This window comes from Devosia equisanguinis, from assembly GCF_900631955.1.
GTDB classification, from domain to species: Bacteria; Pseudomonadota; Alphaproteobacteria; order Rhizobiales; family Devosiaceae; genus Devosia; species Devosia equisanguinis.
In genome coordinates this window covers 1-19,625 of record NZ_UZWD01000023.1, presented here as the reverse complement: position 1 = coordinate 19,625, position 19,625 = coordinate 1, and the positions used below count along the sequence as shown (strand labels likewise).

Annotated in this window: 20 protein-coding genes, 1 tRNA gene and 1 pseudogene; 11 read left to right on the top strand and 11 right to left on the bottom strand. The window is 60.3% G+C overall.

All coding sequences use genetic code 11. The features are described from left to right. Nucleotides 1–52: 52 nt before the first annotated feature. The 3 genes from DEVEQU_RS07800 (at nt 53) to DEVEQU_RS07790 (ending at nt 1,737) form a co-directional block, all read left to right on the top strand. Nucleotides 53–691: a carbonic anhydrase gene (locus DEVEQU_RS07800; protein ID WP_126150024.1), complete on the top strand. Its 639-nt coding sequence runs from the start codon at nt 53–55 to the stop codon at nt 689–691. A 361-nt stretch (nt 692–1,052) separates the two neighbouring features. Further along, on the top strand, nt 1,053–1,301 hold the full coding sequence (locus tag DEVEQU_RS07795; RefSeq protein ID WP_126150023.1) for an EF-hand domain-containing protein: 249 nt from the start codon (nt 1,053–1,055) through the stop codon (nt 1,299–1,301). Between the two features lie 160 nt (nt 1,302–1,461). Beyond that, nucleotides 1,462–1,737, top strand: coding sequence for an EF-hand domain-containing protein (locus DEVEQU_RS07790; protein ID WP_126150269.1), 276 nt, complete (start codon nt 1,462–1,464; stop codon nt 1,735–1,737). Nucleotides 1,738–1,793: 56 nt separating this feature from the next. Here the strand turns inward: DEVEQU_RS07790 and DEVEQU_RS07785 are convergent, their stop codons facing one another. The 3 genes from DEVEQU_RS07785 to DEVEQU_RS07775 form a co-directional block, all read right to left on the bottom strand. Further along, a complete protein-coding gene (locus DEVEQU_RS07785) occupies nt 1,794–2,675 on the bottom strand; it encodes an EamA family transporter (RefSeq protein ID WP_126150022.1) in 882 nt (293 codons plus the stop codon). Continuing rightward, nucleotides 2,675–3,553 (bottom strand): EamA family transporter, encoded by an 879-nt coding sequence (locus DEVEQU_RS07780; protein WP_126150021.1) that lies wholly within the window; start codon nt 3,551–3,553, stop codon nt 2,675–2,677. Before DEVEQU_RS07780 ends, DEVEQU_RS07785 begins: the two co-directional genes overlap by 1 nt. A gap of 241 nt (nt 3,554–3,794) precedes the next feature. Beyond that, the gene (locus DEVEQU_RS07775) at nt 3,795–4,838 is read right to left on the bottom strand and encodes an aspartate-semialdehyde dehydrogenase (RefSeq protein WP_126150020.1); all 1,044 of its coding nucleotides are present in this window, start codon (nt 4,836–4,838) and stop codon (nt 3,795–3,797) included. Nucleotides 4,839–5,178: 340 nt separating this feature from the next. Between DEVEQU_RS07775 and DEVEQU_RS07770 the strand changes: the two genes are divergently transcribed. After that, nucleotides 5,179–6,369, top strand: coding sequence for a BaiN/RdsA family NAD(P)/FAD-dependent oxidoreductase (locus DEVEQU_RS07770; protein ID WP_126150019.1), 1,191 nt, complete (start codon nt 5,179–5,181; stop codon nt 6,367–6,369). A gap of 22 nt (nt 6,370–6,391) precedes the next feature. Here DEVEQU_RS07770 and DEVEQU_RS07765 read toward each other — a convergent pair whose 3' ends face one another. Together DEVEQU_RS07765 and DEVEQU_RS07760 are read right to left on the bottom strand one after the other, a co-directional pair. Continuing rightward, nucleotides 6,392–6,946 (bottom strand): hypothetical protein, encoded by a 555-nt coding sequence (locus DEVEQU_RS07765; protein ID WP_126150018.1) that lies wholly within the window; start codon nt 6,944–6,946, stop codon nt 6,392–6,394. A 138-nt stretch (nt 6,947–7,084) separates the two neighbouring features. Next, a complete protein-coding gene (locus DEVEQU_RS07760; RefSeq protein ID WP_164550313.1) occupies nt 7,085–7,672 on the bottom strand; it encodes an acyloxyacyl hydrolase in 588 nt (195 codons plus the stop codon). 220 nt (nt 7,673–7,892) lie between these two features. Here DEVEQU_RS07760 and DEVEQU_RS07755 point away from each other — a divergent pair, with 220 nt between their 5' ends. Together DEVEQU_RS07755 and DEVEQU_RS07750 are read left to right on the top strand one after the other, a co-directional pair. Next, the gene (locus DEVEQU_RS07755) at nt 7,893–8,903 is read left to right on the top strand and encodes an LLM class flavin-dependent oxidoreductase (protein WP_126150016.1); all 1,011 of its coding nucleotides are present in this window, start codon (nt 7,893–7,895) and stop codon (nt 8,901–8,903) included. Between the two features lie 113 nt (nt 8,904–9,016). Beyond that, nucleotides 9,017–10,231, top strand: coding sequence for a GGDEF domain-containing protein (locus DEVEQU_RS07750; RefSeq protein WP_126150015.1), 1,215 nt, complete (start codon nt 9,017–9,019; stop codon nt 10,229–10,231). A 5-nt stretch (nt 10,232–10,236) separates the two neighbouring features. Here the strand turns inward: DEVEQU_RS07750 and DEVEQU_RS07745 are convergent, their stop codons facing one another. The 4 genes from DEVEQU_RS07745 to DEVEQU_RS07730 all read right to left on the bottom strand — a co-directional run bounded on the left by DEVEQU_RS07745 (nt 10,237) and on the right by DEVEQU_RS07730 (nt 13,420). Beyond that, entirely contained in the window at nt 10,237–10,515 is a 279-nt protein-coding gene (locus tag DEVEQU_RS07745; RefSeq protein ID WP_126150014.1) for a hypothetical protein, read from the bottom strand. A gap of 72 nt (nt 10,516–10,587) precedes the next feature. Continuing rightward, entirely contained in the window at nt 10,588–11,406 is an 819-nt protein-coding gene (locus DEVEQU_RS07740; RefSeq protein WP_223214147.1) for a COG3904 family protein, read from the bottom strand. Then, on the bottom strand, nt 11,403–12,773 hold the full coding sequence (locus DEVEQU_RS07735) for a hypothetical protein (RefSeq protein ID WP_126150013.1): 1,371 nt from the start codon (nt 12,771–12,773) through the stop codon (nt 11,403–11,405). Before DEVEQU_RS07735 ends, DEVEQU_RS07740 begins: the two co-directional genes overlap by 4 nt. Before the next feature lie 89 nt (nt 12,774–12,862). Next, complete coding sequence (locus tag DEVEQU_RS07730; RefSeq protein ID WP_126150012.1) at nt 12,863–13,420, bottom strand: TetR/AcrR family transcriptional regulator; 558 nt, start codon at nt 13,418–13,420, stop codon at nt 12,863–12,865. A 101-nt stretch (nt 13,421–13,521) separates the two neighbouring features. Here DEVEQU_RS07730 and DEVEQU_RS07725 point away from each other — a divergent pair, with 101 nt between their 5' ends. The 3 genes from DEVEQU_RS07725 (at nt 13,522) to DEVEQU_RS07715 (ending at nt 16,381) form a co-directional block, all read left to right on the top strand. Then, complete coding sequence (locus DEVEQU_RS07725; RefSeq protein ID WP_126150011.1) at nt 13,522–14,535, top strand: NAD-dependent epimerase/dehydratase family protein; 1,014 nt, start codon at nt 13,522–13,524, stop codon at nt 14,533–14,535. 94 nt (nt 14,536–14,629) lie between these two features. Beyond that, a tRNA-Ala gene (locus tag DEVEQU_RS07720) sits at nt 14,630–14,705 on the top strand. Between the two features lie 209 nt (nt 14,706–14,914). Further along, the gene (locus DEVEQU_RS07715) at nt 14,915–16,381 is read left to right on the top strand and encodes a site-specific integrase (RefSeq protein ID WP_126150010.1); all 1,467 of its coding nucleotides are present in this window, start codon (nt 14,915–14,917) and stop codon (nt 16,379–16,381) included. Here the strand turns inward: DEVEQU_RS07715 and DEVEQU_RS07710 are convergent, their stop codons facing one another. Next, on the bottom strand, nt 16,382–16,633 hold the full coding sequence (locus tag DEVEQU_RS07710; protein ID WP_126150009.1) for a helix-turn-helix domain-containing protein: 252 nt from the start codon (nt 16,631–16,633) through the stop codon (nt 16,382–16,384). A 109-nt stretch (nt 16,634–16,742) separates the two neighbouring features. Between DEVEQU_RS07710 and DEVEQU_RS07705 the strand changes: the two genes are divergently transcribed. After that, a complete protein-coding gene (locus DEVEQU_RS07705) occupies nt 16,743–17,372 on the top strand; it encodes a hypothetical protein (protein WP_126150008.1) in 630 nt (209 codons plus the stop codon). Nucleotides 17,373–17,400: 28 nt separating this feature from the next. Further along, on the top strand, nt 17,401–18,189 hold the full coding sequence (locus DEVEQU_RS07700; protein ID WP_164550312.1) for a class I SAM-dependent methyltransferase: 789 nt from the start codon (nt 17,401–17,403) through the stop codon (nt 18,187–18,189). A gap of 711 nt (nt 18,190–18,900) precedes the next feature. On the opposite strand, the pseudogene DEVEQU_RS07695 reads toward DEVEQU_RS07700, so the two are convergent. Further along, nucleotides 18,901–19,527, bottom strand: a pseudogene (locus DEVEQU_RS07695) (recombinase family protein); the annotation flags it as partial. Nucleotides 19,528–19,625: the final 98 nt, after the last annotated feature.

Sequence of the window (19,625 nt, the reverse complement as noted above, 5' to 3'; positions counted from 1 at the left end):
CGGCTTTGCGCCGCGATTGATCTTGTCGCCTCTTAGCGCTAATCGAGAGCCCATGCACAGCTTTCCTCAGCACCTGCTCGACGGCTACGCCAATTTCATGTCCGGCCGCTATACGCGCGAGCGTGATCGCTATCGCGAATTGGCCTCGGCCGGCCAGAAACCCACCACCTTGATGATTGCCTGCTGCGATAGCCGCGCGGCGCCCGAGATGATCTTCGACTCCGGGCCGGGCGAGCTCTTCGTCCTGCGCAACGTTGCCAATCTGGTGCCGCCCTACCAGCCCGATGGCGGTCAGCACGGCACCTCGGCGGCTATCGAGTTTGCGGTCAAGGCGCTCAACATTGCCAATATCGTGGTCATGGGTCATGGCCGCTGCGGCGGTATCCATGCCGCGCTCAATCCCGACAAGACGCCGCTCGACGATGGCGATTTCATTGGCAAGTGGCTGTCCATGCTTGGCGACCTGCCTGATCAGGTTGTTGCCAACAGCCTGATGACTGCCACCGAGCGGCAGACGGCTATGGAGCGAATCTCCATTCGCAACTCGATCGGTAATCTGCGCAGCTTCCCCTATGTCGCGGCGCTCGAGGCCGAAGGCAAGATCGCCCTGCATGGCGCCTGGTTCGATATTTCCGCCGGTGAGCTCTGGATCATGGACCAGAACGGCGATTTCGTGCGCCCTAGCATCTGAATTTTTCCAGTGCCCGGCGCCCTTGGTGCCGGGCAGGGCTACGCGATCACTTGCGCGTGATCAATTGTCACCAACCTGCCGCAAAGTTGCACTCGCACTGCCGCAATCACTATCGGCTTTTGTCTCCAGATCTGACCACGAAACCGTGATCGAGACACCTCGTCTATTTCTACACCTTTGATTTGCAAGGGTTTTGACGTGCCCGAAAATTGCCCCGAGATTTGTCCAGCCGTGCCAAGGAGCGGGCCTTTCCGAGCCACATTGCGCAGCGATTGTCTTGGTCACGGGCCGCCGGAGAGCGACCCGTCAGTATCGGGCAAACCGATGCTGCCTCCTCCCAAAGTCAACATGGAGAAATCCCATGAAGAAGATCATCCTTTCGTCCATCGTGCTTCTCGGCCTTTCCGGCGCCGCCATGGCCCAGGCTGCCACCGACTTCGCTTCGGTCGACCTCGACGCCAATGGCAGCATCTCGCTGACCGAAGCCCAGGCGATCTGGCCTGATCTGACCCAGGAGGCCTTTACCGCCGCTGATACGGACGGCAATGGCGAACTGTCGCAGGCTGAATTCGAGGCTCTGCTGGCAGCGAACCCGGTTCCGGCCAACTAAGCCTTTCTGCCCCTTCTGGGGCAGCCCAGCCAGCCACCCCGACCACGCTCCGGGGTGGCTGCGGTTTTTTGAGCGCCTTCTCGCCATGGCCCATCTCTGTGGCCGGCAAGCGGGATGGCGCCGTGATCTGGGGTGAAGTCACCCCGACTTGGAGACGATAATGCGTAAGATTGCGCTGGGCCTTGCTGCCCTGCTCATGGCCGGATCGGCCGCACTGGCCCAGACCCCGCTCACCTTTGCCGATGTCGATACCGACGGGAATGGCGAACTGAGCTTTGCCGAATTGCAGGTGGTGTGGCCCGACTTGACGCAGCAGGAGTTCGACCTGGCCGATATTGATGGCAGTGGTGGTCTCTCGATCGAAGAGCTCAACAGCCTGCAGCCCAGCACCCTGCCTTCCCCGACCGGCGTGCCGGCGGAAACGCCCGCCAACTGAACGGCGCCCCATTTTTGCAAAAGGGACCGTGCGGTGCGCGGTCCCTTTTGCTTGTGCTAATCCAGCCGGATCGGCGGCTCGCTTTTTTTTGCCTTTTTGAGCGTGACCACCAGGCCGGCGATCACCAGCAGGGCACCCGCGATTTCAATCTGGGTCACCACTTCGCCCAGCACCAGATAGCCGGATGCAAGACCAGTGATCGGCACGAGCAGGGTGAAGGGCGCCACAACCGAAGCGGGATGGCGGCCCAGTAGCCAGCTCCAGATGGCGCCGCCCAGCAGCGTTGCCGGATAAGCGAGGAAGGCGATAAGCGCCGCATCGCTCCAGGAAAAACCGAGCAATGCCGCCGACATGGTGGGCCAGCCCTCGGTGATCAACGACATGGCGAAAAGCGGCAGAGGCGCGGCAAGCGAGCCCCACACGGTAAAGGCCAGCGCATTGATGCGACCGGCCTTCTTGGTCAGCACATTGGCCAGTCCCCAACTCACGGCAGCCCCCAGGGTCAGCAGCAGCGGCAATAGCCCCGTGCCCTCGATGCGTTCCAAGGCGATCACGGCGATGCCGGCAAAGGCAATGGCGGCGCCCATGATCTGGAATTTGCTTGGCCGCTCACCTAACAGCACGAAAGCCATCATCATGGTGAAGAAGGCCTGGGTCTGCAGCACGATCGAGCTCAGCCCCGCCGGCATGCCCCAGGCAATGGACAGGTTGAGGAAGGCGTAGAGGGCAAAGCCGAAGCTCAGCCCGAACCCGATGACCAGCCATGGCGATGTCCTGGGCGGCCGCACGAAGAGAAGTGCCGGAAAGGCTGCCGCCGTAAACCGCAATGCCGCGGCGAGGATGGGCGGCAAGGCTTCGACGCTCAGCTTGATGACGACGAAATTAAAACCCCAGATGGAAACGACCAACAGAGCCAGAAGAACGTGGCGAAGCGGCATCAGGTCTTAGGCCTCCTATTGAGCAGCCGCGGACCGAACACATTGATGACCAGGCCGACAAACACCAGCATGGAGCCGATGATTTCAACGCTGGTAATGGTTTCCCCGAGCAACAGGAACGCAAAGCCGATGCCGAAGACCGGCACCAATAGCGAGAACGGTGCGATAAGGCCGGCGGGATAGCGCTTCAGCAGATAGCTCCAGAGCCCAAAGCCGAGCAGCGTAGCGGCATAGCCATTGAACAGCACCACACCGATGGTGCGCACGCTCACATGGCTGAGCGCCGCACCAATCGCGGCTGGGCCTTCTATGGCCACGGACAGCGCCAGAAGTGGCACAATCGGCACCAGGCTCCCCCAGACCACGAAGGAGAGCATGTCGATCTGGCCGGCCTTTTTGGACGCGATATTGCCCACGCCCCAGAAGAAGGCCGCCAGCAGCACCATGATGAGGGGCACCAGCGCGGTCACTTCGAAGCGCTCGATGGCGATGACCCCAATGCCCAGAATGGCGACGGTGGCGCCGATCACCTGCATCCGCCCCAATTTCTCGCCGAGAAACAGCACGGCGAGACCGAAGGTGAAAAAGGCCTGTGTCTGGATGATGAGGGACGCGAGGCCAGCCGGCAGGCCGAGCTTGATGGCGGAAAACAACAGGCCGAACTGGGCAAAGCCGATGGCCAGGCCATAGGCGATCAGCGTTGTCGTCTTCACCCGCGGGCGCCTGATGAAGAACACCATGGGTAGCGCGGCACAGAGATAGCGCAGGGCTGTGAGAAAGAGGGGAGGAACCTCTTCGACGCCCCATTTGATCATGACGAAGTTGAGGCCCCAGACCACAACGACGAGCAGGGCGAGCAGCAGATCACGGGGAGACATGGAAAGGTCTTTCGGAATGCCCCGTCCAAAACCGGGGCCCCATTGCTCTCCCCCACGGGGAGAGGTAGCTCGGCGACGCCGAGTCGGTGAGGGGAACTTATCCACGGGCCTGAGGCGCGTGGCAATATCCCCCTCATCCAGCGTGGAGCTTGTCCTCGTGCGCGAAGTGACACGACGGCTCTGCCCTCGGGTCAGGCCTGAGGCCAGGCTCTTCTCCCCGAGGGGAGAAGAATAAGCGAGATCACGCGGCCTTTGCGCGCGCCTTGTAGCCCTTCTCGATCAGGGTCTCGGCGATCTGGATGGTGTTGAGGGCAGCGCCCTTGCGCAGATTGTCCGAGACAACCCACAGGGCCAGGCCATTTTCGACCGTATTGTCTTCGCGGATGCGGCTGACATAGGTGTCATATTCGCCCACGGTCTCGACCGGGGTGGCGTAGCCGCCGGCTTCGCGCTTGTCGAGCACGGAGATGCCCGGTGCCTCGCGCAGCAGGTCGCGGGCTTCATCGGCGGAGATCGGGTTTTCGAATTCGAGATTGACCGCCTCGGAATGGCCCACGAAGACCGGGACGCGCACGGCGGTGCAGGTCACCTTGATCTTGGGGTCGAGGATCTTCTTGGTCTCGGCGAGAACCTTCCACTCTTCCTTGGTGTAGCCGTCTTCCATGAACACATCGATATGCGGGATGACGTTGAAGGCGATCTGCTTGGTGAACTTCTGCGGGGTCGGGCTGTCGTTGACGAAAATGCCCTTGGTCTGGTTCCAGAGTTCGTCCACGCCTTCCTTGCCGGCGCCGGACACCGACTGGTAGGTCGAGACGACGGCGCGCTTGATCTTGGCGGCGTCATGCAGCGGCTTGAGGGCCACGACCAGTTGGGCGGTCGAGCAATTGGGATTGGCGATGATGCCGGTACGCTTGGGATCGGCCAGCCAGCGGTCGAGCACGTCTCCGTTCACTTCCGGCACGATGAGCGGCACGTCCGAATGGTAGCGCCAATAGGAGGAGTTATCGATCACGATAGCCCCGGCTGCAGCAATACGGGGCGCCCATTCCTTGGAAATGGAGCCGCCCGCCGACATGATGGCGAAATCGACGGTCGAGAAGTCGAAATGCTGCAGGTCCTTGGCCTTGAGGATCTTGTCGCCATAAGACAATTCCTTGCCGATCGACCTGGAAGAGGCCAGCGCAAAGACCTCGTCGGCCGGGAACTTGCGTTCGGCCAGAATATTGAGAACTTCGCGGCCCACATTGCCCGTGGCCCCGACGACAGCGACGCGATAACCCATTTTGGAACTCCGGTCCCTTACCATTTTCCGCCCCCGCGCGATCGGCTGATCGCGGTCTTGTCTTTGAGCCTCTCCCCGTCGGGAGTGCGACCCGGGGAAAAGCGTCAGGCGGTTTTGGTGGTTTTAGTCATGGCGGCAGCGCCCCCGGTGGTGAGCCGGGTCAGTGCGAATACGGCGATGGAGCCGATGCGAGCCATGACGAACATATGCTTCCTATTGCAAAGCAGGACTTCTCATACTCTCAAATAGGAAAGAGTCAATCGCCATTGCGGATGGCTTTGCCTCTTGCGCCCCATCGCCCTTTGCGAGAGGGATGGGGCAAAGCCGCGAAGGACCTGAAATGCCCGATTTTGACGTGATCATCCTGGGGGCCGGCGCAGCCGGGCTCATGGCCGCCATTGAAGCCGGCCGGCGTGGCCGGCGGGTGCTGGTTGCCGATCACGCCCGCGATCCCGGCGAAAAGATCCGCATTTCTGGCGGCGGCCGCTGCAATTTTACCAATGTTAACGCCAATCACATTCTGGGGCGAGACCGCTTTCTGAGCCAGAATCCGCGCTTTGCGCTGTCGGCTTTGTCCCGCTTCACGCCGGAAATGTTCATCGAGCGGGTTAAGAAGCGTGGCATCGCCTTTCACGAAAAGACGCTGGGGCAATTGTTCTGCGATGGTCCGGCAACCCAGATCGTCTCCATGCTGATCGACGAGGCCAGGCAGGCCGGAGTGGCCATCTGGACCGGTCGTGCCATCGGCGCCGTCGAGCAAGATGCCGACGGTTTCAAGGTCATGGTCGGGGATGGCATCGTCACGACGACGAGCCTCGTCGTGGCCACGGGCGGCAAATCCATTCCCAAGATGGGTGCGACTGGCTTCGCCTATCAACTGGCGCGCCAGTTCGGCCTAAACGTCATCGATACGCGCCCGGCCCTGGTGCCACTGACCTTTGAGCCGGGCGCTCTGGAAATGCTCAAGCCCCTGGCTGGGGTGTCGACCAATGCCATTGTCAGTCATGGCAAGACCAGGTTCGAAGAAGCGCTGCTCTTTACCCATCGCGGGCTTTCAGGCCCTGCGATCCTGCAGATTTCCTCCTATTGGCGCGACGGTGACCCGATCGCGGTCAATTTGCTCCCCGGTCAGGATGCGCTGGCGCTGCTGCAGGCGGCCCGCAAGGCGACGCCGAGGCTGCATGTGCAGACCGTACTCTCAGCCCATTTGCCCAAGCGATTGGCGCAGTTGGTGGGGGATCTGATCGACCAGCCGGGGATGATCGGCGATCTCTCCGACAAGAAACTGGTTGTCGCCGCCGAGCAGATCACCAATTGGACGCTCAAGCCGGTGGGGTCGGAAGGCTATCGCACGGCCGAGGTGACGCTGGGCGGGATCGATACCAAGGATCTCGATGCCAAGACCATGATGGCGCGCACCGTCCCCAATCTGTTCTTCGTCGGTGAGGCCGTGGATGTCACCGGCTGGCTGGGCGGCTACAATTTCCAATGGGCCTGGGCTTCTGGCTGGTCAGCGGGGCAAGTCGCCTAAGGCGTTTGCAGCGGAGCAAAAGCTAAAACCGGATGCCGACCCTGAGGCCCAGATCGGTGCGGCCATTATTGGGCTGATTGCAGGCGCCGAAATCGGTGAGGTGGGAGAGCGTTGCCATGACCGAGGCGCCGGGGAGCACATCGACGCCCACCGTGGCTGCGGCTCGAGCCACCACGGCGCAGCCGAAGCGGGTGGGTGTGCCGGCCGGTTGCAGGGCGCCGCTCTGCCAGCCGCCGCCCAGGCTCGCCTCGCCCCAGACCGGCAGCAGCGGCGCACGCACGGTCCAGCTCAGTCCGCCATAGATGAGATTTTCCTGGCCGGTAAAGCTCATAGTGCCGCCCAGGTGTGGGCGGAGCTCGCCCAATACCGCCCAGGCGCTGAGATCGGGAACTGTGTAAAGCAGCTCCACATTGGCGTCGCGCAACCGGGCGGGGTCGAACATGTTGACGCCAGGATCGGTCACGCCAGTAGCCGAGACACCGCCGCGCACTTCGAAAGGCAGAATTTGCGCGAAGGCAGGCACTGCCAGCCCCAAACTGAACAGGACCAGCGCGATACCGGTCAGAAAGCGTGCCATTGTCGGTCTCCCTGCGAGGAAACCATAGGGCGCCGTGCATGCGCCATGGGCAAGATTTGATTAAAATCGTCTTTAATCAGGCGTTAATGCTAACGCCCGGTAACGCCGCTCGTTCTTCTCGCAAGGCAGCCTGCCGACCTAGAATTTCCAGCCCAGACGCAGACCGAAATTGGAGAGCCCGTCATTGGCCTGGCACCAGCCATTATTGGAGGTGTGCTCATAGGTCAGCGTGGCGGTGACATTGTCACTGACATGCATGCCGACGCCGAAGCGTTCGTAGAAATTGACCTGGCAGCCGAAATTCTTGCGGCCCGGTGCTGCGCCGGTCAGTGCGCCATCGTGAATGGCAGCGCCGAACGTGCCTTCGAGATAGACCGGGGTTTCAAAAATCGGCAATTGCCAGGTGAGGCCGAGATGGGCCATCGAATCCTTGCCGCCGAGATTGAGCGTGGCGCCCACTTCCGGGCGGGGCGAACCCAGCCAGCGGAACACATCCAGGTCCGGTGAGGTGAAAAGCAGATCGAAACTGATGTCCTCGATCTGGTTGAGCCGCCACTGATTGACCGAAAAGGGCAGGGCGGCGTGGTGAACGTCATGGGCATGCAGACCGATGCGCAATTCATCGACGACGCCAGCAAGCGGATGCGGATCGAGCAGGTTCTGCGCCATAGCGGGTGTCGCCACCAGCATTATGAGCCCGGCAAGGATCACACTGTTTCGCGCCACTGTTCGACCCTCACGCATAACTGATGGGTTCGCATAAGGGCGGTGAAAGCGTTAAAAAGTCAATTCATGCGGGCTGCGGTGTGGTGCATCGCGGCCAATGTGCAGCAGTCCGGACACAATCGCGGCGGTGCCGCCTGGCATTTTTTTGCGCCCAAGCCTTGACCTTTGCGTCTTTCATCGTGATCTACCGATGATGCCAAACTCTCTGAAAGCCGGCTTCATGACAGCGCCCTTCGCACTTTCCCTCCAGGATCTTGCCCCAATCGCCCAAGGCAGTTCGACGCCCGAGGCGATGGCCGAGACCGTGCGACTGGCGCAGGAGGCCGACCGGCTGGGCTATACCAGGCTCTGGTATGCCGAGCATCACGGCATGCCTTCCATTGCCTCGTCAGTACCGGAAATCCTGATCGGCAGCGCGGCGGCGGCCACAAAACATATTCGCGTTGGCTCCGGCGGGGTGATGTTGCTCAACCATGCGCCGCTGCGCATTGCAGAGGCCTATCGCACCCTTGAAGCGCTCCATCCGGGACGCATCGACCTCGGTATCGGCCGTGCGCCGGGTGGCGATGGCTATGCCATGCGCGCCTTGCGCAGCGGTGGCGGGGAGGAATTTTCGACCTATCTCGCCGAGCTGATGGCGTTCGATGAGGAAAATTTCCCGGCCGATCATCCTTTCTCGCGTGTGCCGGTGTCGCCGGGGGGTATCAGCCTGCCACCGAAATGGCTTCTTGGCTCGTCCGGAGCCAGCGCCCAAGCGGCGGGCCAGATCGGCTTTGGCTACGCTTTTGCCGCCCACTTTTCGCATACGCCGGCGGCGCCGGCTTTTGAAGCCTATCGGGCCGCTTTCGTGCCCTCGGTGGATTTCCCCGAACCGCGCACCATTTTGTGCCTGTCGGTGATCTGTGCGCCGACACAGGACGAGGCCGACTATCTCTCGATCTCCCAGAAGGTGAACTGGGCCCGTTTCGTCACCGGGGAACAGCGGCAGTTGAGCGCGCCCGAGGAGGCGATGAATCACAAGCTGACCCCGCAGCAACAGCAGGTCATCGATCATCAGTCGAGCCTGTGGCTGGTGGGCGATCCAGGAAGCATGGCCGAAACCATCAGCGAAAAGGCCAGGGCAGCGGGCGCCGACGAGGTGATGATCACCACGACCATCCATTCCTACGAGCTGCGCCGGCGGTCCTATGCGCTGCTGGCTGATGCCCTCGGCATTGCGGCGCGGGCGTGAGGGCGCTGCGCGGGGGGCACTTTGTTCACAAGTGCGATCCGGGCCCTTTCGTTAACGTCTCTTTGGGTGCCACAGTCTAGACTGCACGCGCCGCCGACAACAGAAGACGCTCCATGACTGCCGCAGCCTATCTATTGGCGATCAACCTCTTCGTGGCGGGCATTTTTGCCATTGCCTTCGGCAGTGTCGCGGCCTTCCAGCGTTCGTCCCGTGGTGCGATGTGGCTGGCTTTCTCCTATTGCTTGGGCATGGTCACGGCGGTGATGGAATTCATCCTGCCCTATCAGACCGACCACCGCCCGGTCAGCCTGATCATCGCCATGAGCTTTGTGCTGGCGCTTGCCGGCTGCTGCATTGGCCTGGCCCGCCATTATCGGCAGCAACCGCCCTGGCGCCTGCTTCTGGTGCTGACCGGCGCGTCGCTGATCGGCTATCTCCTCATTCTGGACATGCCACGCACAGATCTGGTGCGTGGGCTCGCCTATCAAGCGCCCTATTCGGTGATGCTGCTCGTGGGCGCCGCCATTATCCTGCGGCATCGCGGCAATGGTGCGCTCGATTATGCTTTGCTGACCTTGTTCATTGCTGCGGGCCTGCATTTCCTGGCCAAGCCCTTCATCGCCGCCGTACTGGGTTCAGGGGCGTCGCCGCAGCTTTATCTGGCCTCGAGCTATGCCGCGATCTCGCAGACAACCGGCGCAGTCATGCTGATCAGCAATGGCATCGTCCTGTTGCTGATCATCGTGCGCGACGTGATGGCCGACATTACCGCGCGCTCGGAGACCGACACGCTGTCCGGACTGCTCAATCGCCGTGGATTCGAGGACCGGGCCGACAAGGCCCTGTCATTGTCCCTGCGCTCGGGTGTGCCAGCCGTGATGGTGGTGGCCGACCTCGATCACTTCAAGCAGATCAATGACAGTTTCGGTCATGCTGCCGGCGACGCCGTCATCACCGCCTTCGGCCGGGTGCTCAAGCAGGTGGCCAGCGAGCACAGCGTCATCGGTCGCATGGGGGGCGAAGAATTTGCCGTCTTCATTCCTGGCGCCAATCTGGTTGCCGGCCGGCTCTATGCCGAAACGGTGCGCAGCGTTTTTTCGCGAGTGGCGCTTGAGGAGCACGGCATCGATCGGCCTGTTTCAGCCTCGTTCGGCGTGTCGCAGTTTCGCGCCAGCGACCGCCTTCCTGACTTGCTGCGGCGCACCGACGCTGCGCTCTATGAGGCAAAGTCGAACGGCCGCGATCGGGTCTGTATTGCAGAAACCGAAACGCGGCCGAGCCTTGTTGCCATTGCGATTGCGCCACGCGAGGACAAGGTGCCGGTTTAGAGTGCCTAGTTCATGCTGGCGCGTGACACCAGTTCACACCGCCCGCTAGGCTCGATTCGCAGCGCCAACTGCTGCCGGTCGAGTTCGGCCAGCCACGCACTCCACGAGCATGGGCTCATTCCGATGTCTTCGCGCCCTTCCATATTGCGGGAGAATGTCAGCCGCAGCTGTGCCTGTTCCTCGCCAAAACTGTTGCGCACCCGAGCGATCGCCGGCATGCCGCGGCGCCCGGCAACCCAGTTTTGAATATCCCGATGCCGGGTCAGCATATGTGCATTGGACATGTGTGGCCTCCCTCCACTTATGATCAATACGGCCAAACGGACCCGATCCTCCTTCGGTTCCGCTGGTAGCGTTCACTCTTCTGTCACATCGGTGACAAGGCGAAGACGTTCCATCTCCTCGAGCGAAAAATAGTAGAGCCGGTCCGGGGGCGTCTCCAGCGCATGCAGCCACATGGCCGGGTCTACGCCGGACTCGGTCAGATGCCGGGTGATCTCGGCCGTGACAACCTGGGCATCGGCCATGGCGATGCCGGCCATGCTGAGGGCATCGACCGGGTCGGCACTGAGCGCTGCGGCATAGACCTGATGCACGCCGATCGCTGAATTCGCGCCCGCTAGCCGCTTGGTGCCGGACGCGAAAATGATCGGACACGAAGATGCACAAAGCTGCCCCGCGCCGACTTTGGTGGAAAGGCCTTTTTCACGGATCAACCGCCCCATGGCCAAGGCATCGTCGACTGAGCCGCCCGGGGAATCGAGCGATACAGTCTCGACATATTCGCCGCGCGCCGCGATTTCGTCGGCAAAGCGTTGCGCAGACCCCGGGTCGATCGTGCCGGTCAGCCGCAATTCACCACCGGTTCCAAGGACGATCTCCAAAGGTGCGTCGAGAATGTCCGGCGCACTGGTCACTGGCGGGCGCGGCCGGCCTTCAGTGCCATCGGGCGTGGTGGCGGGTGGCAAGATGGGCTGCGGCACGCGGGTGAGCTCGGCCTGGTTGGCGCTGAGCTCGCGATAGTCGACATAGAGCACCCCCACGGTCCCGGCGAGCAGTACGAAAAACGCTGTACGCAGAATGGTGCCGTCCTCGATGCGCGCCAGTGCGGCGATCACGCCGCGGTAAAACGGCCCATCATCGGTGGGGGCTCGCGCATTGGCCTGGGTCTTCATGCCGGGCGCGGTCCGTCGCCACGCTTGCGCTGCGCCGTCTCGATCGGAGTGACCGTGCCATCGTCGGTCCCGGCAGGCGCGGGTGTCACTGCCGCCTCTGCAGCCTTCGGCTCCTCAGTTGCAACCTCATTGTCCGGTTGCTGCACCACAGGTGCGGTCACACTGGGCAGGGTGAGCCCCTCGGCTTCCATGCGTCGATAAAGCGTCATCGCCCGCAGCATTTCCGCCGCGGTAATGGTCTCGGCCTCCTTGAGCGTCTCGGCTTCGCGCCGCATGGCGTCATTGACGATCATCAGCACCAGAACCAGCACCACCGGCAGCAAATCGATGGAGATGGCTCCGGCCCAGGATGGAATGAAGTCGCCCCAGTAGCGGATCACCGCCTCGGCCGAAGAGAGCGGCACAAAGCGCCGCTGCTCGACCTTGGGCGTGGCGAGAATTTCATCGGCCGCGGCGCTCAGCGCCGTCGACTGGGCCGCCACCGAGGTCCGCACGGTCTCCATCACCTGATCCTGCCGGTTGGCCAGTTCGGCGGAGCGACCATCGGCCACCGGGGCAATGAAGCCGGCCGAAAGATCGGCTGCGGCGCGCTTGACCGAAGCGGCAACATCGGTCTGCTGCAAGGCGGCGATAATGGCCGAAAGCTGCACCGCCTCAGCCTGGAAATTGTCGGAACGCGGCTCGATGGCGCCGGGTGTCGATACCAGCTCGCGCATGGTGGCCAACCGCTCCGATCCTTGCGTGAACAGCGTCGTCACCTCGCCGCGCGACCCGCTGATGGTCGCGGCCAGCTGGTTCATCTGCAGGCTCATCTGGCTGAGCAATTGCACGACGCTGCCCGAGCCCTGCGTGCCGGTCAGTGCGCCGCTTTCCCGCTCGTCCTGTGCCAGGGCGGCAAAGCGCTCCGCCGCCCGCTGCACGTCGGGCAACAGGCTCTGGCTGGCCAGGGCATTGGCATGGGCTTGATCCAGATCTTCGGCATAGCCTTGCAGCGTCACCGCCATGTGCTGTTCCAGTGCCGCCGAGCCGGCCAGTGCCGCGGCATTGAGCCAGGAACTCATGGCGATGATCATGGCGCAGCCAATGGCCATGGTGAAAAACAGCCCGATCCGCTGCGTGCCGCTGACCACCAAGGGCACAAAGCGCATCATATAGGTCCAGAAGGCATAGATGGCGACCGAGACCGCGGCCGAATAGACGATGGCAGCGAAGAAGACGAAGGTGGCCGAACCATCGAGCAGGCCCCGCACCCCAAGATAGGTGTAGACCCCCGAGGCCAGGGACAGCACCGCCAGCGCGAAGCGCGACATGGTTTCGACGCCGCGCGCCGTTTCGTGCAGGCGAAAAGCATTGGGCTTGAGCTGCATCTGGTCCCCTTTGAAGTGCCCGCGCGGGGCAGGCTTAATCTGAGGTTAACACAGCCAAGCTGGCAAGAAGTGGGCAGATCGGCTGAGGGTTAATTGCCTTGGATGATTTCTGCGTGAGCAGGGTGTGCCGCTATGGTCTCGCCATCGATCACGTGCCGGCACATCAGCCTTATGTGGGCCGCCATGGTTTCCTCGTCGCGGGTCTTGAGCGCAATGCCATAACTGGCCGCCGAGAGGAGACGCGCCAGGTCTGCTGGTGCCGTTGCGCCGGCCTGGGCGAGAGCGGTGGTCATGCGATCCTGCATGGCAAGATCGGTGTCGCGCAGTGAGGCGCCGAGCCGCTTGTGCTCGCTCATCAGTTCGCTTGCATGCGGCGAGCCTTCAAGGATTTGCGACAGCGCCAGATAGTGGGCGGCCAGAGCCGATCCGATACGCTCGGCGGCGCTCCCATCACTGTCGATGCCGTCTTCGAATGCGGCCAGCAGCGTGTCGCGCAGCGACACCACCAGTGCACCGAAGACCGCATCCTTGTCGGAAAACTGCGCATAGAGCGTAGCCTTGGCGATGCCGGCCTCGCGTGCAATGGCTTCCATGGTGGCGCCGCGCAGTCCGTCGCGCAGCATCACCACCCTTGCCGCGTCCAGCATTCGCCGCCGCTTTTCCGCCACCCGCGCTGTTGCCACATCTCACCTATTGAACTTATTGAACGGTATTCGTATATATCGTTCAACTCTTACAGGAGACAGCAATGTCCGATCGCGTTCTCGTCACCGGTATATCCGGCTTTCTTGGCGGACATCTCGCCCTCGCCCTGCTCAAGTCTGGCTACACCGTCCGGGGCAGCGTGCGCAACCTCGAGTGGGCTGCGGCGGTGCGGGAAACCCTCGCCGCCGCCGGGGGCGATGTGACACAGCTCGAATTCGTCGCCCTCGATCTCTTGAGCGACAGTGGCTGGGACGAGGCGATGAGCGGGGTGCGCTATCTGCAGCATACGGCCTCGCCCTTCGTGCTCGAAACCCCAAAGGACCCCCAGGAGCTTATTCGTCCGGCCGTCGAGGGTACGCGCCGTGCCCTGGGTGCCGCGCTGCGGGCAAATGTCGAGCACATTGTTCTCACCTCGTCCATCGCCGCCATCCAATATGGCCACAAGAGCTATGAGCGGCTGCTGACGGAGGCCGACTGGACCCGGCAGGATGCCCCTAGCACCGGCGCCTATCCGGCATCAAAGACCCTGGCCGAGCGTATGGCCTGGCAGATGGTCGAGAGCGCGGGGCGTCGCAACACGCTGTCGGTCATAAATCCCGCCGGCATTTTCGGGCCCTTGCTGGACAGCGATCCGGGCACCTCATCTTTGCTGGTCCGTCGCCTTCTCGACGGCCGCCTGCCCGCCGTTCCGCGCCTCTACATGGCCTGTGTCGACGTGCGCGATGTGGTGGCCTTGCATGTCGCGGCGATGACCGATCCGGCCTTTTTCGGCCAGCGCTGCATCGCCGCCGAGGGTGTCTATGCGATGTCCGAGGTGGGCGCCGTGCTGCGTCCGGCCTTCCCGAACCGTCGGGTGCCCACCGCCACCCTGCCCAACTGGATCGTGCGTCTAGCGGCTCTCTTTGACCGCGACATTCGGGACAATATGCACGAGATCGGCACGCCCAAGCGCCTTGACACCACGCGGGCGCCGCGATTGCTCGGCCGTCCACTGATCGGGACGCCCGAAGCGGTCATCGCCACCGGCAGGAGCCTTGTTGAGCACGGCCTCGTCTAGTCCCCGCGTCACCCTGTGACGACTGCGCTGCGGGGCATCTGCTTGCCGGCCTCTTGCCCTTGGGGGCGATATTGTCCATATACGGCGTCGGTGCGGGGCTGTAGCTCAGTTGGGAGAGCGCGTCGTTCGCAATGACGAGGTCAGCGGTTCGATCCCGCTCAGCTCCACCATTCCCTTTACAATCAAAGGCTTGGAAGTCGAAAACGCAGGTGGTGCATTCCAGGGGTGCATCGCGGTGCAAAATCCGACTTATCTCGAACGATCCCGGCATGGCGTTTTCCGGCTCCGCTGGCCTCTGCCAAGGCGGTTTCATCCATCGGGCAGGGTCAGCTCGATAAAAGTGTCTCTTGGCACCAGAGAGCCTCGGGAGGCGTTGCAAATGGCCCGCTGGCTCAGTTATGAGGCCGAACAACTCATGGCCAAGGGAGCAGCGTCGATCATGCGCTATGATGAGATGCGCGCCGTTCTCAAAAATCACTTCAGGGTGGCTTTGCAGCGCAAGCAGGACCATATTGCCGCCCATGGTCGTCTCGACCATCTGGAGGTTGCCGCCCTCTCGAACGGATATGCTTTCGCGCAAGAGGCGGAACAGGCCAAGCAGGACATCTTCAATGGTCTGGTTCAGTCAGATGACGACCTAATTGACGGCTTTTCCCGTCGATACGGACTGACGCTCGAACCCGGCACAGATGCCTATGCGCAGTTCCGCACCGAGATGCGTCGTGCGTATCGGGACTATTGTAAGGCCGCGCTGGATTACGATCAGTCTCTCGGTACTTACTCCTATACCGACAGCATGCCTGTGCAGAGTGACCAAGCTAGGGATGAAACCCCCAAGGTCACGCTTGAGAAGATCGTGCAAAGATTTGTTGATGAGGAGATGCGGGCAGAGCGTTGGACGCGTCACTCTGCGGACCAGAAGCGCCAATATCTTGATGTGCTGCAAGAGATACTGGGGAAAGGTCGGGATATTGGCTCGGTCCGTGCACCCGAAGCACAGAAGGTGAAAGAAACCCTGCTTCGGTACCCCAAGAACCGGAACAAGAATCCCAAGACAAGGGGCTTGTCCCTTGAAGCCGTGCTTGAGCTTAAAGGCATAGAGACGCTGACGGTCCGGACGATCAATGCCTATCTCCAGACATATGCGGCCTTGTTCGCCTGGGCCAGACGGAATGGCTACGTCCAGGAGAACGCCTTTGACGGCGTGAGTTTACGCGAGAAGAGGCGTAGCCAGGAAGCAGATCGGGACGCCTTTTCTCCTGCCCAGGTTGATCACATGCTCCGTGAGCTGTTGACCAACAAAGCTGGCTTGATCCGCAAGGAGTTCCAGAAATGGGGGCCGCTCATCGGCATCTACAGCGGCGCTCGCCTCAATGAGATTTGCCAAATCCATCTAAAGGACATTCGTCAGATAGACGGCATATGGTGCTTTGACCTCAATGATGAGGGTGAGGGAAAGAAGCTCAAGAACATGTCGTCCCGTCGCTGTGTCCCCATTCATAGCCAGCTCTTGGAGAACGGGTTTCTCGACTACGTTTCGGTGGTGCGGGAACGCGGTGCCGAAAGATTGTTTCCGGATTTCTCCTACAGTGCCAAGGAGGGATATGGCCGCACATTGGGCCGCTGGTTCAATGAGCGTTTCCTCGTGGAACTGGGCATAAAAACGGAAGCGCTTGTATTCCATAGCCTTCGGCACACCATGGTCACGCGCCTCATGCAAGCAGGCGTGGAGGAAAACCTTGTGAAGGCCATCGTCGGCCATACACGAGAAGGCGTTACCCAGCAGCACTATTTCAAGCAGGGCTATACGGTAACGCAGTTGAAAGACGCGCTGGAGCGGTACTGATCACTCGTCGGGGATCGTGCGCAGATGATCGATCAGCTCGTGTAGGTCTAGCTGAATAATGTCGGCCAGCTTGATCAACTCTACTAAGTCGAGTCGTCGGCCTCCCCGCTCGATACTCGCTATGATCGGCTGGCTCCAGCCTCCCCCCATGGATTCCGCAACATGAACTTGCGTGAAGCCATTGTCGCGCCGCGTTTTAGCGATCATCGCTGCGATAGCTTTGTGCCGTTCAGTATAGAGAGATTTTGGCATGCGCTGTTGACATCCGATTCAACAGTCGCGTAAGCGCTCACTACCGAATATAAGAAAATCTTATATTTTTCGCCTGTTCACTCGGGATGGATCGAAGGAGGTAGTACGGATGGGATGGCTTATTTTTGCTGTGATAGCTGCCGGTGCATACGGGGCCTACAGGCTGAAAGGCCGCTGGGACATGGAACTGGTTCGGTCCCATGTCTTTCTCGACGCACTGACTACTGGTGAACCGCCGGACGAGGCGAACGGTACAGCCATGGTGGTGCTGGCGTTACCCTCGGTGAAAGGCATCCTGCATCTGGCCCGACTTCATGTGCTTAATGACTTTGGTGGTCAGCGCGGCACCATGATCGAGAAAGCCTATAGCCTGGGAATGATGGCGCGGCTTACTGCATATGAGCGTGAGTTCTTCGGCGTTAAAAGCCCCGCTGCATCGAGCGCTAATATGGCTTCTAACCAGCCTTCCGGTACCGGCGAGAGCAACGAGGATAAAGCGCAGGCCGACAGTGACGAGGCATTCCTGCAATCACTTGGCGAAACGTCACTATACAGATTCTACTACTATTCCTACGTCGAGGAATTGAAGCGGCTGGCAGGAACGCCAGAAGGCAAAATCCATCCGGTAGAATTGTGCGATGACGAAAATGTCAAACATGCATTCGTGGACAGGATCGATCCATTAAGACTGGCGGAAATGGTGCACATCACCAACTACGCCACGCTGCGTCACCATTGATTGCCTAATGACACCTCCGGAATATTCCATGCACATCGTTGATCGCTTGAAGAGATTGTTGGGCACTGACAAGGCTAGCATGCAAGTCGAAAATGGTTTTGCAGCGAATCAGGAGCGTCCGGAACCGGCATCAGGCCCGAAGCTGAATTTGGGGTGTGGATTCGACATACGGGACGGCTGGATCAATATCGACCTACATGCCCGTCATCAGCCAGACATGGTTGCCGATGTTACGGACCTGAAAGAGCTGGACGACAATTTTGCCGCCTATGCCCTCGCCCAGGACATTCTTGAGCACATCCACAGAGAGCGTTGCTCCACCGCACTCAGGGAATGGAATAGAGTGTTGCAACATGGCGGATTGCTGGAAGTCCGTGTGCCGGACGTGATCGCGCTGGCCGAACTGATGAAACGCCCTGACCGGCAAGCACCATCAGATCAGGCGACATTGCTCCAGTGCATGTTCGGAACACAGAACTATCTCGGTGATTACCACTACAATGGTTTCACCACTGTCAGCCTGACCACCGCTTTGCATGATGCCGGATTTGAGGTCGAGTTCCTCGGGCACAAGGACGAATGGCTATTTGAGGCTGTGGCACGCAAGGTGACCCATAATCCGCCTGATGCTGTTTTACGGATCGAAAGCGATATGGCTTTCCTTCGACAAGCCTACAGGCAGACATTGGGACGGGAGCCTGACGATAGCGGCACGGACTATTTCCGTCAGCTTCTGTCTGAAGGCACGCCTCGGGAAGCGGTCTTGTCAGCGCTCAGAGAGGCTAAGAAAGCAGAAGTTTCTGGAGCCGGTGTTTAGCGCCGCCGTGTACACTCTCATGGCCATTCCCGCCTCAATAGATAGTATACTATGTTATTTCACTGGTATTTCAATAACATCACAAGTTTGCATATGTGATATTATCTAGTTATCTAGTTATCTAGTTATCTAGTTATCTAGTTACCTAATACCTAATACCTAATACCTAATACCTAATACCTCTAACTGCAGCTAAATTGTCCACCCTTATGTGAACTGATAATTATTGTGGTCTTTCATGTCTTTTTCACTAGGCTATTCCCGGCGCCACTTAGGCTTGGCTTGATACCGATACTGGCCTCATCCGGTATCTGGTGATTATTCCAAATAGGATCATGACCAGTAGCAGACCACTAGCGATGCACCTTCCCGGCTTAGCCAATTAAAGCCCTACGCCTGTAGAGTGGCTACTAATGAAACTGATGAGACCGATACGTCGGCCCGTTATTCCGCATATGGGGCCGCATCGGCCAAGCCCGATCTATTTTCCGCCATGCCGATCCGGCCTCTACGGAATGCTAGTACAGTGGCATCTACAGACCAATTGTACAGAACTATGAAAAATATCAACTGGTTAGATCGGGATCGACTTCCAGTTTAGAAGCTCGCTGGCGGGCAAAAGCCTCCGCCCTCTACATGGGTGACTGAGGGGTCTGGAAATCGCTTCCTGAGCCATTTATGGCGATTTGGTGAGCCATCGAATGCCCGCCCTCACATCCTCCAAGCCGCTAACGCCGCTTCTGCTTGTTCTGGGGTGTTCCTGATCCGCAAAATGGTCTGGCGGGTTAGGTTCGTCGCCTTGGCTATCTCCGACGCCCCTTTGCCTTGGCCGAGCAGGTCTTGCACAAGCTGATACTGCTCCCTGCTGTAGCTGGGCTTACGGCCCCGGTACTTGTCGGCCTCAGCGGTAACCTTAGCATGTTCGATACCGGCCTTCTGCGCTTCCTTGGTAGCTTCCGCCTGTGCTTGTGCTGTAGCAGCCATGAAGGCAATCAAAGCATCTCGAACTGCCTGCTGGATTGGATCGGTCGTCGCGCCGTCAAAGGTCATGTTGTTAATGACCGTTCTGATCGTGACGCCCTTAGCCAGAAACTCTTGGATCGTATCGCACACGTCCCGGTAGTTGCGGCCCAGCCGATCAACCCAACGGACAACCAGCGTGTCACCCTTCCTGAGCATATCGAACAGGCGTTTGCCCTCTGGCCTGTCCCTGAGCTTGGTGCTCAAGCCGGATAGGCCATGATCGGCAATCACATGATCGATCTTGAAGCCTACTTGCCGGGCCTGTGATTCCTGATGCTGGATTGTCTGGTCTGTTGTGGAGACACGAGCATAGAGGTAAGCGGGTAACCGAGGCCGTTATGGCTTGAAGTTCCAAGGCATCAGTTCGGTAATCTGGTTGTTAGGCCAGCCGCCGGCGATGCGCTGTAGGGTCT